This window comes from Billgrantia saliphila (genome assembly GCF_002930105.1).
GTDB lineage: Bacteria > Pseudomonadota > Gammaproteobacteria > Pseudomonadales > Halomonadaceae > Halomonas > Halomonas saliphila.
The window spans coordinates 367,658-394,251 of sequence record NZ_PJRN01000001.1; the positions used below are offsets into that span (position 1 = coordinate 367,658).

Consider the following 26,594-nt stretch of genomic DNA (forward strand, 5'->3'; position numbering starts at 1 on the left):
GCTCATTCCCCTTCGATGCCGGTAATGGGGCGGGTGGTCCCCCAACTGCGACAGCGTGGACACTGCCAATGCAGCGGCTGGCCGGCGAAGCCGCAACGATGGCAGCGGTGGCGCGGGCGAGCCGCTAGCAGGGTGTGGGTGTGCTGCTTGAGCAGCAGTATCCGGCTGTCGGGCTCGCCACGTTCGAGCTGCTGGTGGCGATAGAGATCCAGAAGGTAGTCAAGCGCGCCCAGGCTGGGCGCCCGGTTGAGCTGTTCGCTGACCAGCTCGATGGCGGCTCGGAGTCCTTGTCGCTTACGCTGGGTTTCAGCCAGCATGATAATCAGGCTGGTCACGTGAGCGCGTGCCAGAAGGCCCTCCAGGCAAGCCACCAGACCGGTCTCGTCGTCAAGCATGAGAAAGGCGTGCTGAAGGGGCTCCAACACGGTCGGCATGAAATCCAGGTCCTGGTCGGGTATCCGCATCAGGGTGCGAATGGCATCGCGATAATGGCCGGTATCCTGAGCTAGCGCGGCGAGTAACAGGTTGGCTCGAACGCAGCGAGGATCGATGGAAAGGGCGCGTCGTAGATGCTTGCGTGCCAGCCCAGGGCTGGCTGAGTGGCGTTCCTGGTCGGCCAGTTCGCAAAGCCAGTGGGCGGCGGCTCGGCGGATATCCTCATGTTCGCGTATCAGGCTGGGGTAGGCTACGTCGAAGGCGGCCTGCCACTCTTTCTCACGATCTAGCAAGTCGGCCAATAGCCGCTTCGCGGCATGGCGAATATCGTCATGGGCGGAATCGCGAATGAGCTGCTGCTGCAGCCGCTCGGCGCGATCGAACAGGCCGAGGTGCAGGAAGTCACGGGAAAGCTCAAGCTGGACTTGGTCGCTCTGCAGCGCCGTCAGGGTTGGTCGGGCCAGCAGATTCTGGTGAATTTTAACGGCCCGGTCGGCTTCACCGCGGGTGCGAAATAGATTGCCCAGCGTGATGTGGGTATCGATGGTTTCGCTGTTGACTTCCAGTGCGTTGACGAACGTCTCGATGGCGCGGTCCGGTTGCTCGTTGAGCAGATAGTTCAGGCCGACGAAATAATCCCGCGATAGCGTGTTGGGTGGCGCGGGGCTCTTGTCGCCCTGACGCTCGCGGCGGCCAAGCCACCAGCCGATGGCGATGGCCGCCACCAGCAGGATCAGCAGCAGGGCATCGGGCATCTAGGGCAGTTCCTTGAGCTCCTGGACACGCAGGCGGTCGAGTTCCTTGCGCTGTTGCCGATTGAGGCGCTGTGCGCGTGAAAGCGCGGTGCGCAGCCGAAGCCAGACCCCGGTCATCGCCAGCATGCCGAGCAGGACGCCGCAGACCAGCGCTGCCAGGAGCCAGACGGAGAGCGATATCGCCGGCAGTTCCCACCAGATCAGGTTGAGCGGCACTGTCTGCTGGTTGTTGACGGCAAATAGAATGCCGATCAGCAGCACTGCCAGCAGTATGATGGCCAGGATCAGGCCTTTGAGCCAACGCATGTTTCTATCCCTTGTGAATGAAAAGAAATTAATAGCCGAGGGCGCGGCTGGCATTGACCTGCTCGCGTAGCTCCTTACCGGGCTTGAAGTGTGGCACGAACTTGCCATCGAGCGCGACCGGTTCGCCGGTCTTCGGGTTGCGGCCGACCCTGGGCTCACGATAGTGCAGAGAGAAACTCCCGAACCCACGGATTTCGACTCGGCCTCCCTCGGCCAGGGTGTCCGTAATATCATCGAGGATCAGGCGAACCGCAGATTCGACTTCCTTGATCGATAGCTCCGGCTGGCGCATGGCGATCTGTTCGATCAATTCGGATTTGGTCATCGGTCATCTCCAGGCGGTACCCGGTCCGGTGGGACCTGGGCGGGCGGCATTCTTGTTGTTTCGTCAGCATACTGCTCAAACCGAGATAAAACAACGCACTACGCCCATGGTCAAGGAAATCTGACAAAGCCCTCCCAAGCGCTGCTCGTCGGTGGCGGCTCCGGTATACTGGTGCCACATTCATTCGTACCATCGAGGCCGACGTTGAGCGAAGCGACCAACATCGACGCCGCAGCCCTGCGCAAGCGGCTCTACTGGCATTCTCGCCGGGGAATGTGGGAACTCGACCTGCTGTTGATCCCCTTTCTCGAGCACTGTTATGACGGGCTCGAAGCCGGGGATCAGGCGGCCTACCGCGCCCTGATCGAAGGTGAGGATCAAGATCTGTTCGCCTGGCTGATGCAGCGGGAGCCCGCCCCCCCTTCCTTTCGTCGTATCGTGACGTTGATTCAGGCACATGCCGAGAACGCCGACAACGATCCGCGTCGTCCCATCTAGACTGGCCGCCTTGTGCCAGACGCTGTTGGCCCTGGCCATCGTCGGCGCGCTGCTGGGCTATGCGTCGATCTGGCTGGTCGCTTCGGGTGTGATCTGGTTGGTGGCGCTGGGCGTATGGCTACGACGCAGGCAACCGTGCGGGGAGTTGCGTCTGGTGCCAGGGCCCGATGCCGGTTGGCGCTGGCTGTGGAGGCCGGAAGGAGAGAGTGAATCGCAGCCGGTCACGCTGCGCTGCGTCTATATGGGGCCGTGGCTGGTGGGGCTGGTGCTGGATGGGCGTTCGCTGTGGTTATGGCCCGACAGTGCACCGCGCGAAGCGCTGAGGCAGCTGCGCCGTGCGTTGATCCGAGTCTGATTCGCGGCTTCCTGGAGCGCACCCCTGCCATCAGGCGACCGGCTCCAGATCGGCGAGGCGCAACCGTGAGGAGCGGGACGCCTGTCCGGACTCGCTATGGTGCGGGCAGGCGGGGTTGTAGTGCAGTCCTCGCGATTCGCGTCGTGCGCGAGCGGCCTTTACCGTCAGGCGGGCGAGCCTGAGTGCGTGCCACAGGCTCGCCAGTGTCGCGCTGGGCGCTGCCTCCGGCATGACGGCCATCACCTCGCGACTCAACGCTTCCAGTTCGCGAGCCGCAGCGTCGAGTCCGGCATCGCGGCGCACGATCGCCACATGGCGGCTCATCGTATCCCGCAGGCACAGGCGCCACTCGCGGAGGCGCTGGGCGTCGACGTGACGCTCACCGGTCCGAGGCGACGACGGGGGGGAGGAATCCATAGGTTCTGCTTGAGCCAGGCGCGCCGCGCAGCTGCGGGCATACACGAGACACTCCAGCAGTGAATTGCTGGCCATGCGGTTGGCGCCGTGCAGCCCCGTGCAGGCGACCTCGCCGATGGCGTAGAGGCGCGGGACGCTCGAGCTGCCATCGAGCTCCGTCGCCACGCCGCCGCAGCTGTAGTGCGCGGCGGGCACAACGGGGATTGGTTGGCGAGTGATGTCGAGTCCGCGTGCCAGACAGTGGGCATGGATGGTGGGGAAATGATGGCGTATGGCCGCTTCCCCCAAATGCTGGATGTCCAGCCACACGTGCGGAGACTCGGTGCGCTGCATCTCGGCGTCGATGGCGCGCGCCACGATATCGCGCGGGGCGAGTTCGGCGCGTTCGTCCCGTTCGAGCATGAAGCGACGACCATCGTTGCTCAGCAGCCTGCCTCCTTCGCCGCGCACCGCCTCGCTGATCAGAAAGGGCGGTCCCTCCGGATCGTAGAGGCAGGTCGGGTGGAATTGCTGGAACTCAAGGTTCATCAGTTCGGCGCCCAGTTCGGCGGCCATCATCATGCCTTCGCCGCTGGCGGGGTGGGGGCTGGTGGTGTGGCGATACAGTCCGCTGGCCCCGCCGGTGGCTAGAACCGTATCGTGAGCCAAGAGCTCCAGGAGGCGACCCTGGTTGTCCAGACAGCGTGCGCCCCGACAATTTCCCTCGGCGTCGCCCAGCAGGCCGATGGCGGTGAGATCGTCGCGAATGACAATTGACGGATGCGCCACGGCATGGCGCTTCAAGGTGTCGAGCACGGCGCGTCCGGTGGCGTCTTCGGCATGAATGATGCGGCGCGCCCCGTGACCCCCCTCGCGCGTCAGGTGGTAGGGGTAGCTGGCGGTGGGGCTGGAGTCGCGCGTGAACGGCACGCCCAGAGACAGTAGCCATTCGATGGCCGAGGGGCCCTGCTCGACGGTGAAGCGTACCGCGCGCTCATCGCAGAGGCCGTCGCCGGCCACCAGCGTGTCCGCCACATGAGCCTCGAAGTCGTCCTGGGGAGAGAGTACCGCCGCGATGCCGCCCTGTGCCCAGCGACTGGCGCCCTGATCGTCGCTGGCGGGGCGTACAAGCGTCACGCGTCGGCTGTCAGCCACGTGAAGGGCCAGAGTCAGGCCGGCTACGCCACCGCCGACAACCAGTACGTCATGTTCGCTACGGGACATGGCCTTACTCGCTGAAGCTATGGCATCAGCTAGCCTGGCTCGAAGTTCCGCACAGCAAAGGTCAGGCTGGCGAGGCGCCTGGTGCCCGGAGCCGGGCTCGAACCGGCACGGTGTTGCCACCGAGAGATTTTAAGTTCGTTCCGAGGCTGCGCTTGCACTGCGGTTCCTTGTAGAATCAACAAGCTAGCGGATGCAATGTTTGTGTTGGCCGCCATAATAGCATGGATTTTGCGACCAAAATGCGACCAAGCGAGTGCCACGCGCCATGCTCGCCATGGCAGGTAGTATTCAGAAGGAAGGACTCATGGGGAAGGCTCTGCTTGATCATGCGGGCGAGCGGGGCGGCTGATACCGCCGTGGCAGACAGGACGCCCAGTACGCCATCGGGAATGATGCCCTCCCAGACAGGCAGGGGAGGCGCCGGGAGTGAGCCGGCAGGGCGGCATTAACTGGAAACCGTACGAATACGGGAGATAATTAACGTTGAGTGTAACTTCGTGTGACCTAGTGTAAGCAATGTGGACAATGCTTACGCAGCGACACGGAGCGAAGATATGAACAAGACAGAGCAAACGGCAGATACGAAGCGGCTGCATTTTGGCCTCGGCCAGATCCGACGCAAGGAAGATGGGCCAATCAGCGCGCAGCAGGCTGCCAATCTTCGGCGAGCGGCCGAGTATGCCGCAAGGCGCAGCGGCATCAAGGAAGCGCTTATTCAGCTTTGGAAGGTTGTCCATTGATTGCAGTGCACGAAAAAGCCCCGCCGGTTAGGGCAGGGCTTCATTCGAACTATGGCTGCGGGCGTACCTCTAACAGCCTGAAGGCGAGGGCGGCAGTAGGGCGGCCGGACCTGCGGTTCCATGACTTGCGACACACCTATGCCTCGCTACTGGCTGAAGCCGGCGAGGTGATGACGACGGTGCAGGCGTTGTTGGGCCACAGCAGTCTCGGAGTGACGAGCCGGTACGCTCACATGTTCGATACGAGACTGGACCGGGTCGCAGGGAAGCTGCCGAGGTTCTGCTACCAAACTGCGACCACGCATTAGGTCACAAGAGATGAAATTGACGTAAGGGGCTGATCTGCTTGGTGCCCGGAGCCGGGCTCGAACCGGCACGGTGTTGCCACCGAGAGATTTTAAGTCTCTTGCGTCTACCAATTTCGCCATCCGGGCGGCACGGTTTCGAGCAGGCAGCTGAAGGGAAAAGAAGTGGAGGCTGGAGTCGGAATCGAACCGGCGTACACGGAGTTGCAGTCCGCTGCATAACCACTCTGCCATCCAGCCTCGGGGAGTCGTCTCTGCGAGAACTTCATGCTGCCGGCGCACCGTACATGAATTTGGCTCTTCGCATCGTGACTCGAGTCTGGAGCGGGAAAGGAGATTCGAACTCCCGACCCTCGCCTTGGCAAGGCGATGCTCTACCACTGAGCTATTCCCGCTCGACTCGAGTGCGAATTATACGGATAAGCCGGTACCTGTCAATCACTTGTTGGCCTGCGGGGACTACATGGAACGGCTCAGATGGGGCCAGGCGGCACGCAGGTAGAGCACCATGGACCACAGCGTGAGGAGCGCGGCCACATGCAGGGTCACGACGCCGACCATGGACAACGGCGTACCCGGGGCAAAGGCCAGCAACAGCAGTAGGGCGACCATCTGCAGGGTGGTCTTGACCTTGCCCAGCCACGAGACGGCCACGTTGCCTCGCTTGCCCATCTCGGCCATCCATTCCCGCAGTGCCGAGATCACGATCTCGCGGCCGATGATCACCAGTGCCGGCAGCGTCAACCAGATGCTGTCGAAGCGTTCAATCAGCAGGGCAAGGGCGACGGCAACCATGACCTTGTCGGCCACCGGATCGAGAAAGGCGCCGAAGGGAGTGGACTGGTCCCACAGCCGTGCCAGGTAGCCGTCGAGCCAGTCGGTCACCGCGGCCAGGGCGAAAAGGGCCGCCGCCACAGGCAGGCTCCAGGAATAGGGAAGATAGAAGAACACCACCAGCAGCGGGATGAAGGCGATTCTTGCCAGCGTCAGGATGTTGGGGATGTTCATCGAGGGGAGATCCTTGCCTGGGTCTGGTTGCCGAAGGACTTCCATTCTATCGATAGCCGACGCCTTCATCCATGCAGCGAACGATGAATCGTTTCGGCCAGCGTGGCACTGATGCCGGGAACGCGAGCCAGCTCCTCACGGCTCGCCTGCTTGACGCCCTGCAGGCCGCCGAAGAAGCGCAGCAGTTCGCGACGCCGCTTGGGCCCGATGCCCTCGATATCCTCCAGCGCCGAGCTGCGCCGGGCCTTGTCGCGCCGACTGCGATGACCGGTGATGGCGAAACGGTGGGCTTCGTCGCGCACGTGCTGGATGAGGTGCAGGGCCGGAGATGCCGGCTCCAGGTCAAGCGTGTGGTCCACGGTCTCGACGAACAGGGTTTCGAGGCCGGCCTTGCGCGTGGTGCCCTTGGCGACGCCGAGCAGGCGAATGTCGCGCAGGCCCAGCTCGACGAGGATCTCGCGCGCCAGGTTGAGCTGTCCCTTGCCGCCGTCGATCAGCAGGATATCCGGTGCCACGCCTTCACCTTCCGTCAGGCGTCGGAAGCGGCGGCTCAGTGCCTGACGCATGGCGGCATAGTCATCCCCCGCGGCCACGCCTTCGATGTTGAAGCGACGGTAATCGGATTTGCGCGGGCCGTTGTGGTCGAAGACCACGCAGGAGGCGACGGTCGCCTCGCCATGGCTGTGGCTGATATCGAAGCACTCCAGGCGCTCGGGAGCGGTTTCCAGATGAAGCGCATCGCGTAGCGCATCGAAGCGCCGGTCGAGTTCGGTCTGGCTGGCCAAACGGCTGGCAAGTTGTTGCTCGGCGTTGGTGCGGGCGAGCTCCTGCCATTGGCTGCGGTGGCCGCGAACACGGTGTGTGAGGCGTACACGCCGCTCGGCGCGAGTGGTCAAGGCGCTTTCGAGAATGTCGACGTCGGGCAGCGGCAGGCTGGTGATTACTTCTCTGGGGATCTCCCGCGCGTGACCGAGGTAGTACTGGCTGACGAACTCACCGAGCAGCTCGGAGGATTCCAGGCCCAGGTCATTGCCGGGAGCGTGGTGGCGGGCACCCAGCAGGCGACCCTGGCGTACCGTCAGCACCGAGATGCACAGGGCGCCTTGTCCTTCGGCCAGGGCGAAGACGTCGGCATCGCCACCCTCGGTGTCGACGAACTGACGCTGCTGCAACTGGCGAAGATGCTGGATCTGGTCGCGCAGTCGAGCGGCTTCCTCGAAGGCTAGGTTGCGACTGGCTGTTTCCATGGCCTCGGTGAGCTCCTGTGTGACCTGCTCGCTGCGCCCCTCCAGGCACATCACGGCATGCTCCAGGTCGCGACGATAGCCGGCTTCGTCGATGTAACCCACGCAGGGCGCACTGCAGCGGTGAATCTGGTATTGCAGGCAGGGGCGCGTGCGGTGGGCGAAGACGCTGTCCTCGCAGTTGCGTATGCGAAAGATCTTCTGCATCAGCGATAGACTCTCGCGTACCGCGCCGCTGCTGGGGTAGGGCCCCAGGTAACGGCCGTCGTCGTGACGCCTGCGGGCCCGCTTGTACTCGAGGGCGGGGTAGGGGTGACGATCGCTGACGAAGACGAAGGGATACGATTTGTCGTCACGCAGCAGGATGTTGTAGGGCGGACGCAACTCCTTTATCAGCGTCTGCTCGAGCAGCAGCGCCTCGATCTCGCTACGGGTAACGGTGACCTGAACATCAGCGATGCGCGACACCATGGCCTGCGTCTTGGCATTGAGCGCGCCACGGAAATAGCTCGCCAAGCGAGCCTTCAGCCTCTTGGCCTTGCCAACGTAGAGAGTATCGCCCCGCTCGTCGAGCATGCGATAGATGCCCGGCGACTGGGTCAGGTTGGCGAGGAACTGACGTGAATCGAAGGTCATCGTGGTGCGGCGGTGAAGCATGGAAAGTGAGCTTACCAGATCGCCGGCCTCATTGGGTGGTGTCGAATCCCTCAACCAGGCCGTGCTTAAGCCCCAGGTGCGTCAGCTCCACATCGGTCTGCACGCCGAGTTTCTCGAAGATCCGGTAACGGTAGGTGTTGACCGTCTTGGGGCTGAGGAAGAGCCGGTCGGAGATCTCCGAGACCCGCTGACAGTTGACGATCATCATGGCGACCTGCAGCTCGCGCTGGGAGAGCTGGTCGAAGGGATTCTCCTCAGAATCGAAGCGCGATAGCACCAGGCGCTGGGCGATATCGGGACTGATGTAACGATGTCCGGCGAAGACGCTGCGAATGGCATCGACCATGTCGGATACCTGGGTATCCTTGCTGATGAAGCCGCCGGCACCGGCCTCGAGCAGCCGCTGGGCGAAATTGTCCTCCATGAAGCCGGTCAGGGCCAACACGCGGACATCGGTGTTGTTGCGCATGATCTTGCGGGTCGCTTCCAGCCCGCCAATGCCGGGCATACGCAGGTCCATCAGCACGACGTCGGGGTCGAGCTTGCGACTCAACGTAATGGCTTCCTCGCCGCTGGCAGCCTCGCCAACCACCTCGATATCCTCTTCGTTTTCCAACAGGCGAGCGAGGCTGGTGCGAACCAGGTGGTGATCATCGACTATGAGAACCTTGATCAAGGCTGACATCCTCGTCGTAACGGAGAGCGTCCGCAGGCATAGCGCCTGCGGAGCCGAATACGGGCTTCCGCTGATTCGGAAACCGGCTGCGCGTGTCGTGTAAAGCGAAGCTTGCCACAATCGCGGAGCAAGGGAAATTGAACGAGCTTCCTGTTTCCTTCTTTGCCGATCAACGCGAAGGGACCTCGCGCACGCAGGGTTGACGCCCTACCAGGTCCTGGATAAGATACGCCTCGTTCTCGCATGGCGAGACATATTGGGGCCTTAGCTCAGCTGGGAGAGCGCAACACTGGCAGTGTTGAGGTCAGCGGTTCGATCCCGCTAGGCTCCACCAAGAATACCTTACAAAAGAGCCGTCCAGCGAAATCGCCGGACGGCTCTTTTTTGTGTGCCTGAAAATTCATTGCCCTAAAATCCGTCAAGATCGCCACGCTCAGGTGTAGCCGAGCGGGACGTTTCTCACCAGCACAATCGCTCCCGAGGCACCTGGCGCAGGTGGCTCGCTGTCTTGCCACCGGGTAGCGCGGCCATGCGATCGGCGGCGGCGAGTAGCCGCGGCAGGTCGATGCCGGTCTGCACACCGCTGCGCTGCAGGGCATAGACCAGGTCCTCGGTGGCCGTATTGCCGGTGGCCCCGGGGGCGAAGGGGCAGCCTCCCAGGCCGCCGCAGGCGGCATCGATGGCCGTGGCGCCGTGATGTATGGCGAACAGGGCGTTGGCCACGCCCATGCCGTAGGTGTCGTGGCCGTGGAAGGCCCAGTCGAGGCCCTCGCGTGCATGTCGCCCGCGCAGTCGGGTGAAATGCTCCGCCACTTGATAGGGGCTGGCGCGACCGGTGGTGTCGCACAGTGCGACTTCCAACGGCAGATCTGCCGTGAGGCCGAGCGCCTTGGCCAGTACGGCATCCACCTGTTGCCAGGAGATGGCGCCGTCGAAGGGGCAGTCGAAGCTGGTGCCTAGATCCAGGCGTAATACGGTGCCATCGGCATTGCGCAGGCATTCGACCACTCTGGCCAGGTCGTCTAGCGACTCTTCGACGCTGCGTCGCACATTGCTCCGGTTGTGTGTTTCCGAGACCGAGAGCACGTAAACGACTTCGCGAACGCCATGTGCGAGCGCCAGCTTCGCTCCCTTGAGGTTGGGTACCAGCGCCGCTAGACGCAACCCCGTTTGGTTGGCGAAGTTGGCGACCAGCTCGCCGGTGTCGGCCATTTGAGGCAGGGCCCTGGGGCTGACGAACGAGCCGATCTCCATGCGCGTGATGCCGGCTTCGACGAGAGCCTGGATGCAGCGCTGCTTATCGACGGTGGGCAAGGGCGTTTGAATCGATTGGAAGCCGTCGCGCGGTGCGACTTCGACGATCTCCACCGCCGCGGGGGGAGCCAGGGGCGTCTCAGACATCGCTGGGCACCCCCTTAGACGGACGCGGTACGGATTCCGGATAAAATACGCGACGTCCGGCCCGCCAAGTGTCGAGCAGGAACTGCAGGCCCAGCAGGCCGAAGCCGATGGGCAGCATGGCGTAGGGAATACCGGTCGGTGTGCCCAGCGAGCTGGACACGCGCTCGCCATATTCGAACGCTTGCCACGCCATGATGCCGCCGCGCCACAGCATGATGAAGCTGAAGGTGGCGCCGAGCAGGCCGGTGACCACGCCGGACAGGGCCTGAAGGCGTAGCGGGAGCTTGTCGGCGAAGAACTCGATGCGGATATGAGCATCGTGACGTTGGGCCTCGGCCGCCCCCATCACGGCCAGGTAGACGAGCAGAAAGGAGTTGATTTCCAGGCTCCAACTGGTCGGAGCGGAGAAAGCGTGGCGCATCATGGCGTCGTAGCAGATGGTGAGCGCCATGAAGACGAGCACCAGTATCGAGGCGCCGCGCAGGACGGCCATCAGGCCGTCCCAGGTGCGCATGGCGTTGACGGTCATGGCTATCTCCTTCAAGCCTCGCCGAGCGCCAGGGCAATGGCGCGGTTGCCGACCTCTTCGCCGACTTCGCTCTTCCAGTGCTCCCACACCGCCTCGGTGGATTCGTTGAACGCCGTCAGGTCTTCTTCGGAAGGATCGATGACCTCGATGCCGGCCTCCTCCATCATCGGCCAGTATTCGTTGGGGTAGACCTCTTCGTTGCAGTGCTCGATGAAGTTGTCGTCGTACCACTGGGCGGCCTCCTCGAGCGCGGCGCGCACCTCCCCGTCCAGGTTGTCCCAGCGGTCGCGCAGCATGAAGGGAGCCACGGTGAAACCGGTGATGGGAAGCTTGTAGCAGACGGCCAACTGCTCGTGAAGGCTGCGTCCCACGATCGTGGAGATATTGAAGATGCCGGCGTCCACGGTGCCGCGCTGCAGGGCCTGATAGGTTTCCGACGACGGGATGCGGGTGGCGCCGATGTCATACTCCTCCAGCGCGGTGGTGGCCTCGTAGCCGACCACGCGGATCTTCTTGCCGCGCAGGTCCTCGAGCGAACGGATCGGGTTCTCCTCGGTGCTCCAGATATATTCCGGTTCGAGAATGCCGCCGCCGGAGCAGAGCATGTAGAGATTCTCCTCGGCGAGCTGCTCATTGATCAGGGCCATCAACGGGCTGCCCAGCTTTAGGCGCTCGGGATGCCGGTAGAGTTCATTGACCACCCCGGGCAGGCCGGTAATGCCGAGGATCGGCAGCGAGCGCGTGATGTAGGAGAGCGTGTGAAACATGAAGTCCACACTGCCGGCGCGCAGGCCGGGCAACTGCTCGTCGGCGGTGAGCAACTGTCCGGAGTGGTGGTAGTCGAAGTCGATGACGTTGGCATGGTGCTCGGCCAGGTAGTTGACGAAACCGTCGGATCCGTAACTCAGAGCCTTGTAGGAGGGCGTGATGTAGTTCACCCCGGTCAGGGAGGTAGCTGCCATGGCGCGGGGGGAGAACAGGCTGTGCCCGCCCATCATGGCGGCGCCGGCGGTGGCGAAGGTGCCGTACTTGAGCAGTTGGCGGCGGGTGAGGGTCATGTCATTGTCTCCAGCTTGTTGTTGTACTCGACTCGTGCGCGAGCCTACTGAGTGCGGCCGGAGCCGCCTTTTTGCCGGGCTACATCAGTCCCGGCAACCACAGGCTGAGGCTGGGGAAGAACACGAACAGCATCAGCACCAGGAACTGCACGGCAACGAACGGAAGTGCGCTGCGGATGATCTCCTCGATGGTGAGTCCGGGGCATACGCCGCGCAGGGCATAGAGATTCAAGCCCACCGGCGGAGTGACCACGGCAATCTCAAGATTGAGCACCATGACGATACCGAACCACAGCGGGTCATAGCCCAGCGCCTCGATCAGCGGCAGCAGCACCGGTGTGGTGACCACGATCAGTGATACCGCGTCGACCAGCATGCCGAGGAGGATCAGCATCAGCATCACCGCCAGCAGAATGGACCAGGTGGGCAGGCCGCTGGTGGTGAGGGTTTCGGTGAGCAGCTGCGGCACGCGCACCATGTTGAGGTAGTCGCCGAAGATCTTGGCGCAGCCCATAATCAGCAGGATGGCGCCGCTGATTCGTGCCGTGGTGCCGAGAATCTGGACCAGCTTGGCCCAGGTCAGGCTGCGAAAGACCACCGTGGCGATGAAGAAGGCGCCTAGCGCCCCGACGCCGGCCGCTTCGCTGGGTGTGGCGAAGCCGGTATAGATCGATCCCAGCACCGCCAGCACGAGCAGGGCGGCATGCCAGATCTGGCCCAGGCTATGGAAGCGCTCTGGCCAGGTGAAGCGTTGCTCGGCGACAGGCGCTTCCCCGGGGTTGAGGCTGACGCGCAGAAAGATATAGAGCGAAAGCGCCAGGGCCAGCACGATTCCCGGCACGATTCCGCCGATGAACAGATCGGCCACCGACACGCTGGAAACCGCGCCGTAGATGATGAATGGCACGCTGGGCGGGATCAGCATCGCCAATGCACCGGCGGTGACCACCGAGCCGGCAGCCAGGGTGCGGCTGTAGCCTCTCTCGAGCATCTGCGGCACTGCGATCGAGCCCACTGCGGCCACGCCCGCCAGGCTGACGCCCGAGACGGCGCCGAACATTGCCGAGGCCCCAACCGAAGAGATCGCCAGGCTGCCGCGCAGCCAGTTGAGCCAGCGGACCGCTGCCTGGAACAGGTTGGCGCCGACCGGCGTGGCGCCGAGCAGGCTGCCCATCAGGATGAACAGCGGCAGCGCGACCATCTCGAATACGTTGAGCTGGCCGAACAGCGATGTGGGGGCGAAGAAGAACGCCAGCGAGCCGCGCGCCATGTACAGGCCGATGAGACCGGCGACCCCCAGCGACAGGAAGATCGGCACGCCGAGCCCGATCATCGCGATCAGGGCGAGGACTACCAGTAAGGGATCCATGGGCGTCTCCTAGATCACCTGGTCGCGTCGAAGCGCTTCGAGCGTGGCCGCGTCGCAGCCCAGCCAGTCCGCCAGGATCGCATCGGTGTGTTCGCCGAGCGCCGGGCCCACCCGACGCACCCGCCCGGGCGTGCTCGACAACTGCGGAAAGACGTTCTGCATGGGCAAGGGACGGCCATCGCGGTCGGGCACTTCGACGATGGACTCGCGGGCTCGAAAATGCGGATCGGCGAGCATGTCCGGTGCGCGATAGACCAGCCCCGCCGGCACGCCGGCCTCGGCGAGGATGTCGACGACCTGCTGGGCGTCGTGCTGGCGCGTCCAGGCCGCTATCAGCTCGTCGATGGACTGCTGATGCTCGCCACGTGCGCGATGGGTGGCATAGTCGGGATGGTCGGCCAGAGTCGGCTGGCCCATGGCCTTGCAGAGACGTCGGAAGACCGTGTCCTGATTGGCGCCGATGACGACATCGCGACTGTCGCGCGCCGGGTAGGCGTTCGACGGGGCGATCTTGGGCAGGAAACTGCCGCTGCGCTCGCGGACCTTGCCGGCCCGGGCATACTCCGGAACCAGGCTCTCCATCATTGCCAGCACCGACTCGAAGATCGAGCTATCGACGATCTGACCGCGACCGCTGCGGGCACGCTGGTGCAGCGCCATCATGGCACCCAGGGCGGCATGCAGACCGGCCAGCGTGTCGCCCAGCGAAATGCCCACCCGTACCGGCGGGCGATCCGGGTAGCCGCTGACATAGCGCAGGCCGCCCATTGCTTCGCACACCGAGGCGAAGCCGGCGCGGCTGGCATAGGGGCCGTCCTGACCGAAGCCGGTGACACGCACCATCACCAGGCCGGGATTGTCCTGCGAGAGCGTTTCGTAACCGAGTCCCCAGCGTTCCATGGTGCCGGGGCGGAAATTCTCGATGACGACATCGGCCTCGCGGGCCAGCTCCCGCAACAGCGACTGGCCGCGCGGCTGGCGCAGATCCAGCGTCAGCGACTGCTTGTTGCGTGCGATGACGTTCCACCACAGCGGTTCGCCGGTGTCGCGGTCCGCCTCGCCCCACTGGCGCATGGCGTCGCCCTTGCCGGGTGGCTCCACCTTGATGACCTGGGCGCCGAAGTCGGCCAGCACCTGGCCACAATAGGGGCCGGCGATGAGCTGACCGAGTTCGATAACCTTGATGTCGCTGAGGGGTACGGGGGAATGAGCATGTCGGGTCATTGTTGTTGTGGATCTCCTTGGTTCAGCGGTGGGATGGCTCCGGCCGGTCGGGAGCGTCGGTGAAGCGGACATGGAGCGCTTGAGCGGCCAGCAGGTGGGCACGCATCACGCTTTCCGCCCACGCAGGGCTGCCGGCGGCGATGGCCTGCAGGATCTCGCGGTGATGATGCATGCTGCGGCGCAGGTTGGTGACGTCGTAATTGCCGAAGTTGCGCCGTATCACCGAGGTGCGCACCACGCTGTCGAGCACGTTGGCCAGACGCTGGTTGTCGCTGGCGAGAATGAGCTCGCGGTGAAATTCGTGATTGAGGTGGGCAATCTCGTTGCGCACGCCGGGGTCTCTCTCGATCTGTTCGGTGAGCGTCTCCATGCGGGCGGCCAGTGTCTCTAGGCGCTCGAGCCGCTGGCGGTCCATGCGCTCGCTGGCCAGACGAACCGCCATGGGCTCCAGGACCAGTCGTAGCTCGAAAACCTCACGAGCGTCCTTTTCCGTCCAGGCCACCACTCGTGCCCCGTGGTGGGGAATCGCCTCGAGCCAGCCCTCGGAAACCAGTTCCCGTAGCGCTTCACGCACCGGGGTACGGCTTACCTCGAGCTCGCGCGCAACGTTGTGTTCACGAATGTATTCATGTGCCTGGTATCGGCCGTCCAGAATCCGTTGCTTGATTACGTCATGGACCTCGGCTGTCGCCGTTCGCACGATGGATGCCGGTTTGATGACCGCTTTCGCCATGAGCGATTCCTTATTGCATGCAACTTTTAAGTTAGCTCGCGAAAATTACGGCGTGTAGTTAGACTTTGGTGGAATATTGCATGCAATTGTCGAGCCTGTCTCGACTCAGTTGGCTGCGCCTAAGACCTGGTCCGGAGCTGGCGCGAGGCACTTGGCGTGTTTTCGGAAGGAAGGGGTAGGCGGGATATTCGCTGGCCGGCATGACGCGTCAGTCGCCTAGGCACCATTCCGCATAGGTTCCACGGTCGTCGGGATGACCCAAGCGCCATTTCTGGGCGACGTCGAGCATTTCCTCCCGCCGCCACTGCTCTACCTGCTCGCAGTAACGCAACTGCTCTGGCGTAAGATTGGCCGGATCGACCGTGATCGCCTTTTCGTTAGACGAGTTGAGTAGATAAGTGCCGCCACCGATCGTGGCGACACAGACGCTGGCGGCCAGGACCTTGTTCATGGCTTCTTCCTGTTTTTGTCTATCGTTTTACCAAGCGTAGCTCCTTGAAACCTTTTGATACAAAACTCAACTCCGCCTTGCCGGGCTTTCCCTTTCTGGCGTCGCTAAGGTAGGAAGGAGAGTCGCAACGCGCTGGGACAAATCATCGGCAAAGGAGGGCAGGATGCGATCGTATAACTTGGACGGGGCCGTTGTCGTACTGACGGGAGCTTCCAGCGGTATCGGCCGAGCCTGTGCGTATGAGTTCGCACGACGCGGCGCGACGCTGTTTCTTGCCGCTCGTGATCGCCACGCTCTACATGACGTGGCCGAGGCGTGCCATCGGCTGGGTGGGCAAGCCAGGATCGAAGTGGCGGATGTTACCCAGCCGGATGATATGGAGCGACTGGCACGAAGCGCGATCGATGCCGCCGATCGCATCGACGTCTGGGTCAACAATGCCGGTATCGGCGTTCTGGGCGCCTTCGATGAGGTCCCGCTCGAGGCGCATGAACAAGTCATCCAGACCGACCTGCTGGGCTGCGTACGTGGTGCCCATGCCGTGTTGCCTTACTTCAAGCGTCAACGGAGCGGCATCCTGATTCATAACATCTCCTTGGGTGGCTGGGCTCCGCAGCCCTATGCGGCGGCCTATAGCGCGGCCAAGTTCGGCTTGCGGGCGTTTACCGAAAGCCTGCGCGGCGAGCTGCATGCCTGGCCGGGTATCCATGTCTGCGGCGTTTATCCCTCGGTGATGGACACGCCAGGGTTTCGCGACGGGGGCAACTACACCGGTCGCGAGGTGAAACCCATACCGCCGGTCTACGATCCGCAGCGAACGGCGGAGGCAATCGTGGGTCTGGCGGAGCGCCCGCGCCATAGTGTTTACGTGGGCATGCCGGCCGTATTGTCGCGCCTGGCTCAGGCGGTACCGGGCTATGCGGCGATCAACGCTCGGCTGGTGGACGCCGCTCTGCGCCGGGCCAGGCCGAGGCCGACTTCCTCTGGAAATCTTTTTGCGCCGCCCAGCGGAGAGCGGCGAATCGAAGGGGGATATCGTGATCGCAATGCGCGTCGCGCCGGCTGGTGGCTTGCCGCCTCGGTGGCGGCGGCCACCGTGGCCGGTGCTTGGCTGGTGAAGCAGCGAAGAGAGGGCGGTTGATTACCCTCTTCCGCGCAGCTTCCCGGTGGCTTGGGTCAAGGTATCGATGGCGCGCTGCCTCAGCGCGGGATTGCCGTCTCGCATGACGTCGACGAGCTGGTGCTGTTCCTCGAGGTAGACGCGCGCGAAGCCGGGATCATGCTCGATGATGCTGCCGATGTTGTGGATCAGATCGGCGTATTTGATCGTCTGCGCGTCGGAACCGGCAGCGGCCAGCCGCTCGGCGGTACGCCGCTTGCGCATGGCGCGATTGCCGTCGGCCGGTGTCTGCAGATCGGAAAGGGCGTCGACGAGAAGTACGATCTCTGGCTCGAACTCGACGGCGAGTTGCTCGAGGGAGATCGCGGTATCTTCCACCACGTCATGTAGCCAGGCGGCGGCAATCATCGCGGCGCTGCCTCCGTGTTCGGCGACGAGGAGCGCTACCGCTCTCGGGTGCTCGATATAGGGAGTGTTCCGGTATTTTCGGCGCTGGCCGATGGCGGCATGCGCGGCGGTGGCATAGATTCTGGCCTTCTCGATGGTGTTCATGCGTGGCACGCTCCCTGATCGGTATGGGCGGTGATGCTCGGTCTTTCCCTCTGCGCTGCTGATTTGGTCTTTGGGCCGCAATTTCCCACAATCAAGAGAGCACTCACTCGAAAAAGGGAGGTTCTTGTGAGCGACACCGATCTTGGCACCATGGATGCGGGACAGTTGTGCGATCGCTTTGCCTCGAGAGAGACTTCGCCATTGGAAGCGACACGTGCCGCACTCGAGCGTATCGATCGTTTCAACGATGCCGTGAAGGCATATGTGCTGGTCGACCACGAGGGGGCCGAGGCCGCTGCCGAGGCGTCGACGCGTCGCTGGCGGAAAGGTCGACCATTGAGCCCGATCGACGGAGTCCCCGTTTCATTGAAGGATCTTACCGAATCGGCCGGCCTGCCGGCACGGAAGGGGTCGCTTACCGTGCCCGAAACACCCTGCGAGCGGGACTCTCCTCCAGCGCAAATGCTGCGTGAGGCTGGAGCGATCATCCTGGGCAAGACCAATACGCCCGAGTTCGGCTGGAAGGCGATCACCGATAACCGTGTCTTCGGGGCCACTGCCAACCCCTGGGATACGCGGCTGACACCGGGCGGTTCCTCGGGAGGGGCGGCAGTAGCGGCTGCACTCAATATGGGCGTGCTGCACCAGGGTGGCGACTCGGGCGGTTCGATTCGCATTCCGGCTGCGTTTACCGGCGTCTTCGGTTTCAAGCCGACTTTCGGCTGGACGCCCGAATGGCCCCGCTCGAAGGAGGCGTCATTGTCACACTTGGGCCCCCTGACTCGTACGGTTCCCGATGCGGCGCGCATGCTCAATGTGATCGGGCGCTACGACTATCGGGATCCTTATGCATTGCGCGGCCAGCCGGACGACTGGGGGAAGCATCTGGACAAGGGCATTCGTGGCCTGCGCATCGCGTTTTCACCGACGCTGGGCTATGCACGGGTCGAGCCCGAAGTCGCCGAGCGGGTACGCGAGGCGGCGCGGCGGCTGGAAGCGCTGGGCGCCGAGGTGGAGGAGATCGACCCCGGTTTCGAGTCGCCCATCCGCACCTTCAACACGTTCTGGTTCACCGCGTCGCTTGCCGTCTATCGTGAGCACAGCGAGCGTCAACGCCGCCTGCTCGACCCGGGCATGGTGGAGGATGCCAAGCGTGCAGAGCGGTGGAGTGCGCTGGACATGTTCTATGCACTGAAGGCGCGAGCTCGGCTCACCGAAAAGCTCGAGCATTTCAACCAACGCTACCATCTGCTGATGACGCCTTCGGTGGCGGTGCAGCCGTTTGCGCTTCAACATGACGTGCCGCCGGGCAGCGGAATGCGCGACTGGGAGGAGTGGGCACCGTTCTCCTACCCCTTCAACCTCAGCCATCAACCGGCGGCATCGGTTCCGTGCGGTTTCACGGCGGAGGGTCTGCCCGTCGGTTTCCAACTGGCCGGTGGCAAGCACGACGACACTCGCGTACTACGCGCGAGCCATGCCTATCTAATGGCGCATCCGCCGGCGTTTCCCGAAGCACCCGATCCGATGGGCCGCTAAGTGTGGCGCGGCTGCGCTCAACCGCAAGGAGCGGTGTGCTCGCTCAGCCAGCGCCCGAGCTCTTCGGCGGGCAGCGCGGGACAATGCAAGTCGCCCTGCACCCGCCGAGCGGATACCCCTTCGATTCGGGCGGCCAGAGTAGGATCGTCGACGCCTGCGATCACGGCTTCGATGCCTAGCGCCTCAAGCAGGCGGCATGAAGCCTCGATCAAGCGCTCGCCACCTGGCCGCTGGACGATCGGGCCGGCGGCGATGGTGGCTTTGGTAAACGGTAAGCGAGCGAGCCAACCTAGGTCGATGGGGCTGGCACCGACGTCATCCACAGCCAGACGTATGCCGAGCTGCTCGATTCGCTTGAGCATGTGGGTCGCGGTGTCGAGGTGGCTACTCAGACCCTGGCCGGGTACCTTGAGCGTCAGCCAGTCGAACGAGACGGCACCCTGATGGCGCAGAAAGTGGTCGAGCGGTCGGCGATCGAAAGTGTCGTGGGCCAGGTGGGATTCGCAAAGCGGTACGGCAACCGGCAGTTCGCCGAGCGGTGAGCCGTCTTCGAGCCATTGACGGTGATCGCTGATGACGCCCTGGATCATCCAGCGATTGAGCCTGACACCAAGTCCGAGCTGTGCGATGACCTCCAGGTAGGCACTGGGAGGTTCCTGCCAGCGCTTGGGCTGCTTCCAGCGCAGTATCGACTCGAGGCCGGTACAGCGGCCTGAGGCGCGATCGAATTCGGGCTGGTAATACAGCAGGAAGTGTTGATCCGGCAGGTGGATGGCCTCGCTGAGCAGACCCTCGATGCGATGCTTCTCTTTAAGCCGCGCCGTCAGCCGGTGATCGACGAAAGCGAGCCGCCCCGGTCCCTTCCTGCGCGCGGTGTACATGGCGCTGCGCGCCGCCGTGATCAATGTCTCCTCGTCCTGCGCATCGCCGGGGTAGAGCGCGATGCCGATGGATGCCGTCATCAGGAGATAGCGACCGCTGGAGATGAACGGCGGCTCCAGCATTTCCTGAAGGCGTTCGGCTACCAACTGAGCCGCTTCGGCGGTGCCGTCCTTCTCCAATAGCACCACGAACTGATCGCTGCCGAGCCGGGCCAGGGTGTCCTTGCTGCGCACTGCGCGTTGAAGGCGCTGGGCCAGCTCTCCCAACATGCGGTCGCCTTCGATGTGGCCGACCACATCGTTGATCGCCTTGAAGCGGTCGATGTCGATGAACAGCAGAGCAAGCGTGCTATCGGCTCGCTCGGCCTGGGCGATGGCATGGTTGAGGCGATCGCGCAGCAGTAGCCAGTTGGGCAGACCCGTCATGGGGTCGACGTGGATCCAGTGACGATTGTCAATGCGTTCGCCTTCTGGAGACGTCAGCAGAATGAAGGTATGCAGGTAGTATTGGGGGCGATGCTCATCGTCGAGCAGCGAATCGACCATCATCAGTACCGGTATCGACTCGCCGTCGTCGCGGCGGCACAGGACCTCCTGCTGCCAGGAGAGCGGCGCTCGCTGACGGTTCCGGTCCTCTTCCGCCAGGCCGGGCTGGGGACTCAGGGAGGTATAGAAGTGAGCGATCGGCCAGCCGATGGTCTCGGTCCGGTCGCAGCCGGCAATGGTGCAGAAAGCATGGTTGGCCAGCACGATGAGCCCATCGGCATCGGTGATGACCACGCCCGCATGGCTCTGCTCGAAGGCGCGCTGAACGAGCCGGGCCGGATGCTGGGCAATAGCTTGGACGCTGTCGCCCGCAGGGTGTTTGCCTTGGTTCATCGATTCGCTGTCGTCAATTTAGGATAGATACCCGTATAGCTGTTTATCGTCCTGCGCGGCACGGACTTTAGCTGTTTCTCACGCCTCCGTTGACGTGGCGCAGTGTGATGTTCGGTAACATGGTTGGATGCGCTCCAAGGACTCAAGTTCATCCCTTGGCTGCCGATATCGCGGTTAACTCTCATGTTTCCTCATGTGGGTCGCCAGGGGAAGGCGAACATATCCCTACGCCTATCGGCAGCGGGATCGCTATTCACCTCGACCGAAGGGGAACTCATTGCAAGTATCGGCTCGTATTGCGTCGTTGGCCCGTTCCATCTGCTCCCTTCAGGGGCGGTTGCTGGCCGGCCTGGCCGGAACCTGGCTGGTTATTGTAGGCATCGTGCTGATGCTGGCCTGGTGGTTCGGCAAGACGCTGGTCGACGACGTCAATCTCGCCCACCTGCGCTATGAATCGCAACTGATCGCGGACGATTTGACCGAGCAGGTCAATCGTCGGCTGCGCACGCTGGAGCGTCTCGAGCAGAGCTTGCGCGGAGTGGAGCCGGATGAGCTGCATGAACGTCTGGAGAGCCATCAAGTGCTGTTGGAGTGGTTCGAAGGCTTGATGGTAACGGGGCCGGAGGGGCGTGTGCAGGCCGATTGGCCCATCGTGCCGGGACGGACGGGGCTCGATACGTCGCAGACCGAGTATTTCCGCTTGATTCGCAGCGCGCCCTGGCCTTACGTCAGTCGGCCTTTCATCGGCAGGGCGAGCAGCGATGCGCTGATTCTCATGCTGGTGCCGCGTTTCGACGAGGCAGGTAGGTTTGCCGGCGTCGTGGGCGGCATGATCAACCTGACCCGGGGCGGCCTGTTCCGGCGGTTGGAAAGCACGCGTCTGGGCGAGCAAGGCTACGTATCGGTCTTCACGGCAGCGGGGGAGCGCTTGTTTCACCCGCGGCGGCAACTCTCGCGTGGCCGGAACAACGCCTTTGACGACTCTGAGGCGCGGGATCTCGCCTTGGATGGTTGGCAAGGCGAGACCGTCGCCATGGGCAACGATGGCACCCCCACCCTGATGTCCTATCGCCAGATCTGGCCGGCCGGCTGGATCGTCAAGGTGGCTCTACCCCAGCAGCAGGTGCGTGCACCGCTGGCCGATTTCCTCGGCAGGCTATGGTGGGCCTGGCTCACCCTGGCGGTCGTGCTGATGATCAGCATGCGCTGGCTGGTCAGGCGACTGCTGAAGCCGTTGCATCGACTCGAACGCCAGATCGCCCAAGTCGGCGAAGGCAAACGGCGCTACCTCGAACTGTCGACCAACATGCACGAATTGCGTCAGGTCGCAGGCAGTTTCAACCGACTTGAACACGAGCGCCTGGCGGCACTGGAACATTTGCGCGATCGGCAAGCCTTTCTCGATGCGGTGCTTGGCTCGACGCCCATCGGCATGTTCGTGGCCGATCTCAACGGGCACCTCAACTATATGAATCCGTCCCTGCTCGATCTGCTGGGCTTGGACGCCACCTTCAGCGGGCGCGACTGGTGGGAGCGCATCCATCCGGACGATCGCCAGGGTACCGAGGACATGTGGCGACATACCCTGGTGACCGGAAGCGACTTCATGCGCCAGGTGCGCTTTAAACATCCTGGCGGCGTGACGCTGTGGTTGGAAGTGCATGCCAGCCAGGTGCGTGGTAACGAGCTGCCGCTTGGATTCGTCGGCATGGTCAAGGACATCACCGAGCGCCGCCAGCAGGAGGCCCTCCAGCGCTGGGAAGCGGAGCACGATCCTTTGACCGGCCTGCTCAACCGACGCGGTTTCGAGCGTCGGCTGGAGGAGGCTTTGGCGGAGTATGCCAAGACTGGGACTCCTTCTGTGCTGATTCTATTCGACCTCGATCACTTCAAGCCGATCAACGACGAGGGTGGGCATGCCCTGGGCGACGAAATGCTGCGGCGGATTGCCCAGGTGGTGGCATGGGAAGTGCGTCGCAGCGACCATGTCGCACGCCAGGGCGGCGACGAGTTTGCCGTGCTGTTGCCCAGTTGCACGCTCAAGCAGGCAGGCGAAATCGCCGAATCCCTGCGTCGCGTGGTCTCGGAGGTAACGGTGACCAATGAGGGCAAGGTCTACAGCATTACCTTGAGCATGGGGGTCACCTCGCTGCAGGAGGGTGACGATGCCGCCGAGACGGTATTGGCCCGTGCCGATGCGGCGAGCTACAAGGCCAAGGCCGATGGGCGAAACACGGTGGTACTGGCCGCCCCGGATGACGATCTGATCGACTCGCTCTGGTAGCCGCTTCCATTCGCTGCCGGTGGTCGGCAGATGGCTACGCCCTGCAGCGAGGATGGGCACCGTACCAGCAATCGCCCGTGAGTCTCGGGCATTGAAGGAGCGAGGAGGGAAAGAGGATTGCGCCTGGGGCCATCGCGGCTGGGGTGCGACAGCGACAGCTGAGATTGCCATCGCGTCAAGCGCGAGCGGAAAGGCAGGAAGCGGAACAGCAGCGAGCGATCGTACCGGGCTGCGGTGCGATCGCTCAAGAGGAAAAGGGGAGTCCTAGACCGAGGCGTTGAACCGGCCTGATTGGGCTGCCACGCGACCGCTGGCGCGGTAGACGGTCTTTTCTGCCGCTTGATGAATGAAGCCGAGCAGGCGGCTGTTCTGCTCCATGCGCAGCCCGACCAGTTCACCATTCAGCGTGTTGAGGCGCCGGGCTTCCCGGGTCAGCTCGAGCGTCGAGTCCCAGGCTTCCAGGCAACCCGCTTCCATAGCGGCCTGGCGTGCCCCGGCGGTGCCTTCGGCATAGCCGAGGCGGCGCTGCACGCTCTGCCGCATCGTTTCCGTCGCTTCCAGCTTGGCCAAGAGTTGCTGCTTGCGCGAGGCCAGGTCGGTCAGCGCCTGTCCGCCCATGTCGGCACTCGCCAGCAGGCTGCGCTCATGCTGCAGCAGTTGGGTGAGGTCATGCAAGCGCTGTTGCTGCTCCCGAAGTAACTTGAGCAGGCTCATTTATCGCGCGTCTCCGCTGCCAGCGATTCGATGAGGGCATCGGCGATCCGCTCGGCGCGGACTTCCAGACGACCTTCGCGAATCGCTTCGCGAATCTCCTCGACTCTTGCCGTGTCGATGTCGCGCGCGGCGTCGGCGGCGCCATGGCGCAAGTGCGTGGTGGCTCCCGGGCCGGCATCCTTCTGGTTGGACGGGGCGGGACCCTTGACCGGCTGCGCCTCTTCACGTGACGTCGTCGGAGACGGGCGGGTCAGGGGATTCTGGCTGTTGATCTTCACAATAGTGGCCTCATGACCGGTGCTTTCCCACCTTATCGGCAGCCTTGCAGAGAACTTTAGGCAAAAAGTGGGGGGCGCGTCCATTCGCGTGGAAGCATGGCTTGATGGCTGTGTTTACATCGCTCCAGTATGCGCGTCAATCCACCCCTGTGAATCGACACCATCCTCGACGCAACCCGAAGGGCTCAGAAATCCACGGCCAGCCTGCCTTCACCGACCACCTCTGCCATCACCACCTCGCGCGAGTCGAAGCGTGCGCGGATCCTGTCGCCCATCGCGCCTGGCTCCAACGCCTGGCCTTCGCGCTCGATGCGAAACCCTTTTCCCCTGGCTTCGATCACGACGCGCTGGTTGCGCTCCACCAGTGGCAGGCTGCGGAAATGGTGCTCCTGGAGAGATTGACCGGGTTCGATCGCTCGAGTTGCGGCCTGGCCGACGATTTCCTCTATATCGATCACGCTGCGGTTCGGCAGCTCCGCCAGGTTGCCCTGGCGCATCACGAGATCGTCGCGGCGAACGGTCTCGCCGGCCCGTAGCGGGCGGGCGAGTACTGGATAATCGCCGATCACGCCGACTTCGGCCTGCAGATAGCGTACCTGGCGACCCTCGCTGCCGCAGCGAACGCCGACCGATATTCGCCCCAGGGGAACATCGCCCGGGCGCGTCAGGAAGGGGTCAGGCGACTCACAGGCCGGCAGTCGGGCCGAAGGGGGGCGTAATTCGATGATTAATTCATCACCCAGCGACTGTGCTTCGCGATGCAGAAAGGCGTGCACGGCTTCGAGCATGGCGTCATCGTCGGCCGCATGTACTGCAGGCGTCGCCAGCAGGCTCGCAAGAACGAGCCAGAGCATGGACAGGGTGGGCCGGAACGAGCGGACGGCAAGCATGAAGGAGGATCCCGCATTGAGGGCGATGTCAGGATTCTAGCGCTCGGGTAAAAAGTGAAACAGCGGAAATGAACCAGGAAAACCGGTCTGTTCGTGCCATTGAGGTGACAGGCCTCTGGCTATTCTTCACCCTCAAGAAGTTCCGCAAGTTTTCCATCTGGTTTCGCACGGGAGTGCCGGCATGATCGACCAGCTCGAGGCCGCCTTTAATTTTCACCAGCAAGCGCTGGGACTGCGTCAGGAGCGCCATAAGGTGCTGGCCAGCAATATCGCCAACGCCGATACGCCCAACTACAAGGCGCGTGACATCGACTTCGCCAGTGAACTCAAGAAGGCGGTCGAGCAAGGGAGTACGGGAGGGCGGGGGCTCGCGCTGGCGCGAACCTCCGATGGCCATCTGGCCGGCCAGGGCCTTGCCACTCCGCGCCAGGAACTGCTCTATCGCGTACCGGATCAGCCAAGCCTGGACGGTAATACCGTGGATATGGACCGAGAGCGCACCCAGTTCGCCGACAACTCGGTTCGCTATCAGGCGGCGCTGACTTTCCTGAATAGCCGCATCCAGGGGCTCAAGAATGCCATGCAGCCGGAATAACCAAACCGGTTGAAGAGAGAGGGATCGTACCATGTCGATGTTTTCCGTGTTCGATATAGCCGGCTCGGCCATGAGCGCGCAGTCACAGCGCATGAACGTCACCGCCAGCAACCTGGCCAATGCCGACAGCGTGGCCGGACCTGACGGTGAGGCCTATCGCGCCAAGCAGGTGCTGTTCGAGTCTCGCCTGCAGGGCGGGCATGGCATTGGCGGCGTCGGTGTGCGCGAAGTCGTCGAGGACCCCGCGCCGCTGAGGCTGGAATACCGTCCGGAGCATCCGCTGGCCAACGAGGAGGGGTATGTGTCCATGCCCAACGTCGAGCCGGTGCACGAGATGGTCAACATGATCTCGGCCTCCCGCTCCTATCAGGCCAACGTGGAAGTCATGAATACAAGCAAGCAGATGATGCTCAAGACACTGACCCTGGGTGAGGGCTGATCATGTCCACCACCATCGATTCGAATGTTGTCACGCGGTTGAATCAGGGCGGCCCTTCCGCTCGCGATGCCAGCCAGTCCGCCGAGCTGCGCAATAATTTCATGACCCTGCTGATTGCCCAGATGCAGCATCAGGATCCACTCAAGCCGATGGACAATCACGAGATGACCAGTCAGCTGGCGCAGATCAATACTGTCAGCGGCATCGAGGATCTCAACAAGACGCTCGCCGGCATCACCGATCAGATGAACGCCGGCCAGACGCTGCAGGCCACCGGCTTGATCGGAAAAGGGGTGATGGTACCGGGCAATCGGGTCCTGCTGGAGCAGAGCGAAGATGGGACCCACACCACGCCGTTCGGCATCGAGCTCGAGCAGTCCGCTGAGAACGTTCGGGTGACCATCGCCAACGCCAGCGGCCAGGTGATCAACCGCTACGACATCGGGGCGGTACAGGCCGGAGTGGAATCCTTTACCTGGGATGGCATGACCAGTGAGGGCGAGGCGGCCGTTTCGGGCGCTTATCAGGTTCGCGTGGAAGCCACCAGCGGCGACAAGACACTGAACGCCACCACCCTCAACTATGCCGTGGTCGGTGGCGTGACCCCGCCCGACGGCAACGGGGGAGTGAAGCTCGACCTGGGAGCGGTTTACGGCCAGGTGGGGCTCGGCGAAGTCAAGCAGATTCTTTAACGCATCACACCGATTTCCATAAGAGAACCGCGGAAGCGGCAT

General features: G+C 63.2%; 29 protein-coding genes and 4 tRNA genes. 11 read left to right on the forward strand and 22 right to left on the reverse strand.

Going from position 1 to position 26,594, the window contains the following annotated elements:
* Nucleotides 1–2 precede the first annotated feature (2 nt).
* Genes lapB through CYJ07_RS01715 form a run of 3 tightly spaced genes read right to left on the reverse strand, consistent with a single transcriptional unit; the run spans nt 3 to nt 1,821 of the window.
* Nucleotides 3–1,190, reverse strand: coding sequence for a lipopolysaccharide assembly protein LapB (gene lapB, locus CYJ07_RS01705; RefSeq protein ID WP_104201930.1), 1,188 nt, complete (start codon nt 1,188–1,190; stop codon nt 3–5).
* The gene (locus CYJ07_RS01710; protein ID WP_104201931.1) at nt 1,191–1,496 is read right to left on the reverse strand and encodes a LapA family protein; all 306 of its coding nucleotides are present in this window, start codon (nt 1,494–1,496) and stop codon (nt 1,191–1,193) included.
* Between the two features lie 28 nt (nt 1,497–1,524).
* Nucleotides 1,525–1,821, reverse strand: a complete 297-nt coding sequence (locus CYJ07_RS01715; protein WP_104201932.1) for an integration host factor subunit beta — start codon at nt 1,819–1,821, stop codon at nt 1,525–1,527.
* A gap of 204 nt (nt 1,822–2,025) precedes the next feature.
* Here CYJ07_RS01715 and CYJ07_RS01720 point away from each other — a divergent pair, with 204 nt between their 5' ends.
* Together CYJ07_RS01720 and CYJ07_RS01725 are read left to right on the forward strand one after the other, a co-directional pair.
* Nucleotides 2,026–2,319, forward strand: a complete 294-nt coding sequence (locus tag CYJ07_RS01720; RefSeq protein WP_104201933.1) for an FAD assembly factor SdhE — start codon at nt 2,026–2,028, stop codon at nt 2,317–2,319.
* Between the two features lie 10 nt (nt 2,320–2,329).
* On the forward strand, nt 2,330–2,674 hold the full coding sequence (locus CYJ07_RS01725) for a hypothetical protein (protein ID WP_104201934.1): 345 nt from the start codon (nt 2,330–2,332) through the stop codon (nt 2,672–2,674).
* 30 nt (nt 2,675–2,704) lie between these two features.
* Here the strand turns inward: CYJ07_RS01725 and nadB are convergent, their stop codons facing one another.
* Nucleotides 2,705–4,294: an L-aspartate oxidase gene (nadB, locus tag CYJ07_RS01730; RefSeq protein ID WP_104201935.1), complete on the reverse strand. Its 1,590-nt coding sequence runs from the start codon at nt 4,292–4,294 to the stop codon at nt 2,705–2,707.
* Nucleotides 4,295–4,848: 554 nt separating this feature from the next.
* Between nadB and CYJ07_RS01735 the strand changes: the two genes are divergently transcribed.
* Together CYJ07_RS01735 and CYJ07_RS20870 are read left to right on the forward strand one after the other, a co-directional pair.
* Complete coding sequence (locus CYJ07_RS01735; protein WP_104201936.1) at nt 4,849–5,034, forward strand: hypothetical protein; 186 nt, start codon at nt 4,849–4,851, stop codon at nt 5,032–5,034.
* 5 nt (nt 5,035–5,039) lie between these two features.
* Nucleotides 5,040–5,342 carry a tyrosine-type recombinase/integrase gene (locus CYJ07_RS20870; RefSeq protein ID WP_422666935.1) on the forward strand — a complete coding sequence of 101 codons (303 nt, stop codon included), beginning with the start codon at nt 5,040–5,042 and terminating at the stop codon, nt 5,340–5,342.
* A gap of 39 nt (nt 5,343–5,381) precedes the next feature.
* On the opposite strand, the gene CYJ07_RS01745 is transcribed toward CYJ07_RS20870, so the two are convergent.
* The 6 genes from CYJ07_RS01745 to uvrY all read right to left on the reverse strand — a co-directional run bounded on the left by CYJ07_RS01745 (nt 5,382) and on the right by uvrY (nt 8,924).
* Nucleotides 5,382–5,468 (reverse strand) — tRNA-Leu (locus CYJ07_RS01745).
* 37 nt (nt 5,469–5,505) lie between these two features.
* Nucleotides 5,506–5,579, reverse strand: a tRNA-Cys gene (locus CYJ07_RS01750).
* Nucleotides 5,580–5,659: 80 nt separating this feature from the next.
* Nucleotides 5,660–5,734 (reverse strand) — tRNA-Gly (locus tag CYJ07_RS01755).
* Between the two features lie 64 nt (nt 5,735–5,798).
* Nucleotides 5,799–6,347, reverse strand: a complete 549-nt coding sequence (gene pgsA, locus CYJ07_RS01760) for a CDP-diacylglycerol--glycerol-3-phosphate 3-phosphatidyltransferase (RefSeq protein ID WP_104201938.1) — start codon at nt 6,345–6,347, stop codon at nt 5,799–5,801.
* A gap of 65 nt (nt 6,348–6,412) precedes the next feature.
* Nucleotides 6,413–8,227, reverse strand: coding sequence for an excinuclease ABC subunit UvrC (gene uvrC, locus CYJ07_RS01765; protein ID WP_231489505.1), 1,815 nt, complete (start codon nt 8,225–8,227; stop codon nt 6,413–6,415).
* Nucleotides 8,228–8,276: 49 nt separating this feature from the next.
* Entirely contained in the window at nt 8,277–8,924 is a 648-nt protein-coding gene (gene uvrY, locus CYJ07_RS01770) for a UvrY/SirA/GacA family response regulator transcription factor (protein ID WP_104201940.1), read from the reverse strand.
* A gap of 258 nt (nt 8,925–9,182) precedes the next feature.
* Between uvrY and CYJ07_RS01775 the strand changes: the two genes are divergently transcribed.
* Nucleotides 9,183–9,258: transfer RNA gene (locus CYJ07_RS01775), tRNA-Ala, on the forward strand.
* A 125-nt stretch (nt 9,259–9,383) separates the two neighbouring features.
* Here the strand turns inward: CYJ07_RS01775 and CYJ07_RS01780 are convergent.
* The 7 genes from CYJ07_RS01780 to CYJ07_RS01810 form a co-directional block, all read right to left on the reverse strand.
* Nucleotides 9,384–10,325 carry a hydroxymethylglutaryl-CoA lyase gene (locus CYJ07_RS01780; RefSeq protein WP_104201941.1) on the reverse strand — a complete coding sequence of 314 codons (942 nt, stop codon included), beginning with the start codon at nt 10,323–10,325 and terminating at the stop codon, nt 9,384–9,386.
* Nucleotides 10,318–10,854, reverse strand: coding sequence for a TRAP transporter small permease (locus CYJ07_RS01785; protein WP_104201942.1), 537 nt, complete (start codon nt 10,852–10,854; stop codon nt 10,318–10,320). The genes CYJ07_RS01780 and CYJ07_RS01785 overlap by 8 nt, the downstream gene beginning before the upstream one ends.
* An 11-nt stretch (nt 10,855–10,865) precedes the next feature.
* Nucleotides 10,866–11,912, reverse strand: a complete 1,047-nt coding sequence (locus CYJ07_RS01790) for a TRAP transporter substrate-binding protein (RefSeq protein ID WP_104201943.1) — start codon at nt 11,910–11,912, stop codon at nt 10,866–10,868.
* Nucleotides 11,913–11,991: 79 nt separating this feature from the next.
* Nucleotides 11,992–13,281 (reverse strand): TRAP transporter large permease, encoded by a 1,290-nt coding sequence (locus CYJ07_RS01795; protein WP_104201944.1) that lies wholly within the window; start codon nt 13,279–13,281, stop codon nt 11,992–11,994.
* A 9-nt stretch (nt 13,282–13,290) separates the two neighbouring features.
* A complete protein-coding gene (locus tag CYJ07_RS01800) occupies nt 13,291–14,505 on the reverse strand; it encodes a CaiB/BaiF CoA transferase family protein (RefSeq protein ID WP_104201945.1) in 1,215 nt (404 codons plus the stop codon).
* A 22-nt stretch (nt 14,506–14,527) separates the two neighbouring features.
* A complete protein-coding gene (locus CYJ07_RS01805; protein WP_231489496.1) occupies nt 14,528–15,238 on the reverse strand; it encodes a GntR family transcriptional regulator in 711 nt (236 codons plus the stop codon).
* A gap of 208 nt (nt 15,239–15,446) precedes the next feature.
* On the reverse strand, nt 15,447–15,689 hold the full coding sequence (locus CYJ07_RS01810) for a hypothetical protein (RefSeq protein WP_104201946.1): 243 nt from the start codon (nt 15,687–15,689) through the stop codon (nt 15,447–15,449).
* A 163-nt stretch (nt 15,690–15,852) separates the two neighbouring features.
* Here CYJ07_RS01810 and CYJ07_RS01815 point away from each other — a divergent pair, with 163 nt between their 5' ends.
* Complete coding sequence (locus CYJ07_RS01815; RefSeq protein WP_104201947.1) at nt 15,853–16,830, forward strand: SDR family oxidoreductase; 978 nt, start codon at nt 15,853–15,855, stop codon at nt 16,828–16,830.
* Here the strand turns inward: CYJ07_RS01815 and CYJ07_RS01820 are convergent, their stop codons facing one another.
* Nucleotides 16,831–17,361, reverse strand: a complete 531-nt coding sequence (locus CYJ07_RS01820; RefSeq protein WP_104201948.1) for an HD domain-containing protein — start codon at nt 17,359–17,361, stop codon at nt 16,831–16,833.
* Nucleotides 17,362–17,487: 126 nt separating this feature from the next.
* On the opposite strand from CYJ07_RS01820, the gene CYJ07_RS01825 reads away from it, so the two are divergent.
* Nucleotides 17,488–18,900 carry an amidase gene (locus CYJ07_RS01825; protein ID WP_104201949.1) on the forward strand — a complete coding sequence of 471 codons (1,413 nt, stop codon included), beginning with the start codon at nt 17,488–17,490 and terminating at the stop codon, nt 18,898–18,900.
* Nucleotides 18,901–18,917: 17 nt separating this feature from the next.
* On the opposite strand, the gene CYJ07_RS01830 is transcribed toward CYJ07_RS01825, so the two are convergent.
* Nucleotides 18,918–20,660: a putative bifunctional diguanylate cyclase/phosphodiesterase gene (locus CYJ07_RS01830; protein WP_104201950.1), complete on the reverse strand. Its 1,743-nt coding sequence runs from the start codon at nt 20,658–20,660 to the stop codon at nt 18,918–18,920.
* A gap of 277 nt (nt 20,661–20,937) precedes the next feature.
* On the opposite strand from CYJ07_RS01830, the gene CYJ07_RS01835 reads away from it, so the two are divergent.
* Nucleotides 20,938–22,944 carry a sensor domain-containing diguanylate cyclase gene (locus tag CYJ07_RS01835; RefSeq protein ID WP_104201951.1) on the forward strand — a complete coding sequence of 669 codons (2,007 nt, stop codon included), beginning with the start codon at nt 20,938–20,940 and terminating at the stop codon, nt 22,942–22,944.
* Between the two features lie 264 nt (nt 22,945–23,208).
* Here CYJ07_RS01835 and CYJ07_RS01840 read toward each other — a convergent pair whose 3' ends face one another.
* The 3 genes from CYJ07_RS01840 to flgA all read right to left on the reverse strand — a co-directional run bounded on the left by CYJ07_RS01840 (nt 23,209) and on the right by flgA (nt 24,826).
* Nucleotides 23,209–23,658, reverse strand: coding sequence for a flagella synthesis protein FlgN (locus CYJ07_RS01840; RefSeq protein ID WP_104201952.1), 450 nt, complete (start codon nt 23,656–23,658; stop codon nt 23,209–23,211).
* Nucleotides 23,655–23,936 (reverse strand): flagellar biosynthesis anti-sigma factor FlgM, encoded by a 282-nt coding sequence (gene flgM / locus CYJ07_RS01845; protein WP_231489497.1) that lies wholly within the window; start codon nt 23,934–23,936, stop codon nt 23,655–23,657. Before flgM ends, CYJ07_RS01840 begins: the two co-directional genes overlap by 4 nt.
* 185 nt (nt 23,937–24,121) lie before the next feature.
* Entirely contained in the window at nt 24,122–24,826 is a 705-nt protein-coding gene (gene flgA / locus CYJ07_RS01850; protein ID WP_104201954.1) for a flagellar basal body P-ring formation chaperone FlgA, read from the reverse strand.
* A gap of 181 nt (nt 24,827–25,007) precedes the next feature.
* Between flgA and flgB the strand changes: the two genes are divergently transcribed.
* From flgB to CYJ07_RS01865, 3 genes are read left to right on the forward strand one after another with little or no spacing between them, the layout of a single operon-like run.
* Nucleotides 25,008–25,421 carry a flagellar basal body rod protein FlgB gene (gene flgB, locus CYJ07_RS01855; RefSeq protein ID WP_104201955.1) on the forward strand — a complete coding sequence of 138 codons (414 nt, stop codon included), beginning with the start codon at nt 25,008–25,010 and terminating at the stop codon, nt 25,419–25,421.
* A gap of 31 nt (nt 25,422–25,452) precedes the next feature.
* On the forward strand, nt 25,453–25,860 hold the full coding sequence (flgC, locus tag CYJ07_RS01860; protein ID WP_104201956.1) for a flagellar basal body rod protein FlgC: 408 nt from the start codon (nt 25,453–25,455) through the stop codon (nt 25,858–25,860).
* A gap of 2 nt (nt 25,861–25,862) precedes the next feature.
* Nucleotides 25,863–26,552 (forward strand): flagellar hook assembly protein FlgD, encoded by a 690-nt coding sequence (locus CYJ07_RS01865; RefSeq protein ID WP_104201957.1) that lies wholly within the window; start codon nt 25,863–25,865, stop codon nt 26,550–26,552.
* Nucleotides 26,553–26,594 lie beyond the last annotated feature (42 nt).

Bases quoted from the DNA above. Each gene is read 5' to 3' on its own strand.
- CYJ07_RS01800 (WP_104201945.1), bottom strand. From the start codon at position 14,505: ATGACCCGACATGCTCATTCCCCCGTACCCCTCAGCGACATCAAGGTT.
- CYJ07_RS01830 (WP_104201950.1), bottom strand. From the start codon at position 20,660: ATGAACCAAGGCAAACACCCTGCGGGCGACAGCGTCCAAGCTATTGCC.
- CYJ07_RS01865 (WP_104201957.1), top strand. From the start codon at position 25,863: ATGTCCACCACCATCGATTCGAATGTTGTCACGCGGTTGAATCAGGGC.
- CYJ07_RS01710 (WP_104201931.1), bottom strand. From the start codon at position 1,496: ATGCGTTGGCTCAAAGGCCTGATCCTGGCCATCATACTGCTGGCAGTG.
- flgA (WP_104201954.1), bottom strand. From the start codon at position 24,826: ATGCTTGCCGTCCGCTCGTTCCGGCCCACCCTGTCCATGCTCTGGCTC.
- CYJ07_RS01735 (WP_104201936.1), top strand. From the start codon at position 4,849: ATGAACAAGACAGAGCAAACGGCAGATACGAAGCGGCTGCATTTTGGC.
- CYJ07_RS01785 (WP_104201942.1), bottom strand. From the start codon at position 10,854: ATGACCGTCAACGCCATGCGCACCTGGGACGGCCTGATGGCCGTCCTG.
- CYJ07_RS01820 (WP_104201948.1), bottom strand. From the start codon at position 17,361: ATGAACACCATCGAGAAGGCCAGAATCTATGCCACCGCCGCGCATGCC.
- CYJ07_RS01790 (WP_104201943.1), bottom strand. From the start codon at position 11,912: ATGACCCTCACCCGCCGCCAACTGCTCAAGTACGGCACCTTCGCCACC.
- CYJ07_RS01840 (WP_104201952.1), bottom strand. From the start codon at position 23,658: ATGAGCCTGCTCAAGTTACTTCGGGAGCAGCAACAGCGCTTGCATGAC.
- uvrC (WP_231489505.1), bottom strand. From the start codon at position 8,227: ATGACCTTCGATTCACGTCAGTTCCTCGCCAACCTGACCCAGTCGCCG.
- nadB (WP_104201935.1), bottom strand. From the start codon at position 4,294: ATGTCCCGTAGCGAACATGACGTACTGGTTGTCGGCGGTGGCGTAGCC.
- flgC (WP_104201956.1), top strand. From the start codon at position 25,453: ATGTCGATGTTTTCCGTGTTCGATATAGCCGGCTCGGCCATGAGCGCG.
- CYJ07_RS01715 (WP_104201932.1), bottom strand. From the start codon at position 1,821: ATGACCAAATCCGAATTGATCGAACAGATCGCCATGCGCCAGCCGGAG.
- pgsA (WP_104201938.1), bottom strand. From the start codon at position 6,347: ATGAACATCCCCAACATCCTGACGCTGGCAAGAATCGCCTTCATCCCG.
- CYJ07_RS01780 (WP_104201941.1), bottom strand. From the start codon at position 10,325: ATGTCTGAGACGCCCCTGGCTCCCCCCGCGGCGGTGGAGATCGTCGAA.
- CYJ07_RS01810 (WP_104201946.1), bottom strand. From the start codon at position 15,689: ATGAACAAGGTCCTGGCCGCCAGCGTCTGTGTCGCCACGATCGGTGGC.
- CYJ07_RS01815 (WP_104201947.1), top strand. From the start codon at position 15,853: ATGCGATCGTATAACTTGGACGGGGCCGTTGTCGTACTGACGGGAGCT.
- lapB (WP_104201930.1), bottom strand. From the start codon at position 1,190: ATGCCCGATGCCCTGCTGCTGATCCTGCTGGTGGCGGCCATCGCCATC.
- CYJ07_RS01805 (WP_231489496.1), bottom strand. From the start codon at position 15,238: ATGGCGAAAGCGGTCATCAAACCGGCATCCATCGTGCGAACGGCGACA.
- flgB (WP_104201955.1), top strand. From the start codon at position 25,008: ATGATCGACCAGCTCGAGGCCGCCTTTAATTTTCACCAGCAAGCGCTG.
- CYJ07_RS01795 (WP_104201944.1), bottom strand. From the start codon at position 13,281: ATGGATCCCTTACTGGTAGTCCTCGCCCTGATCGCGATGATCGGGCTC.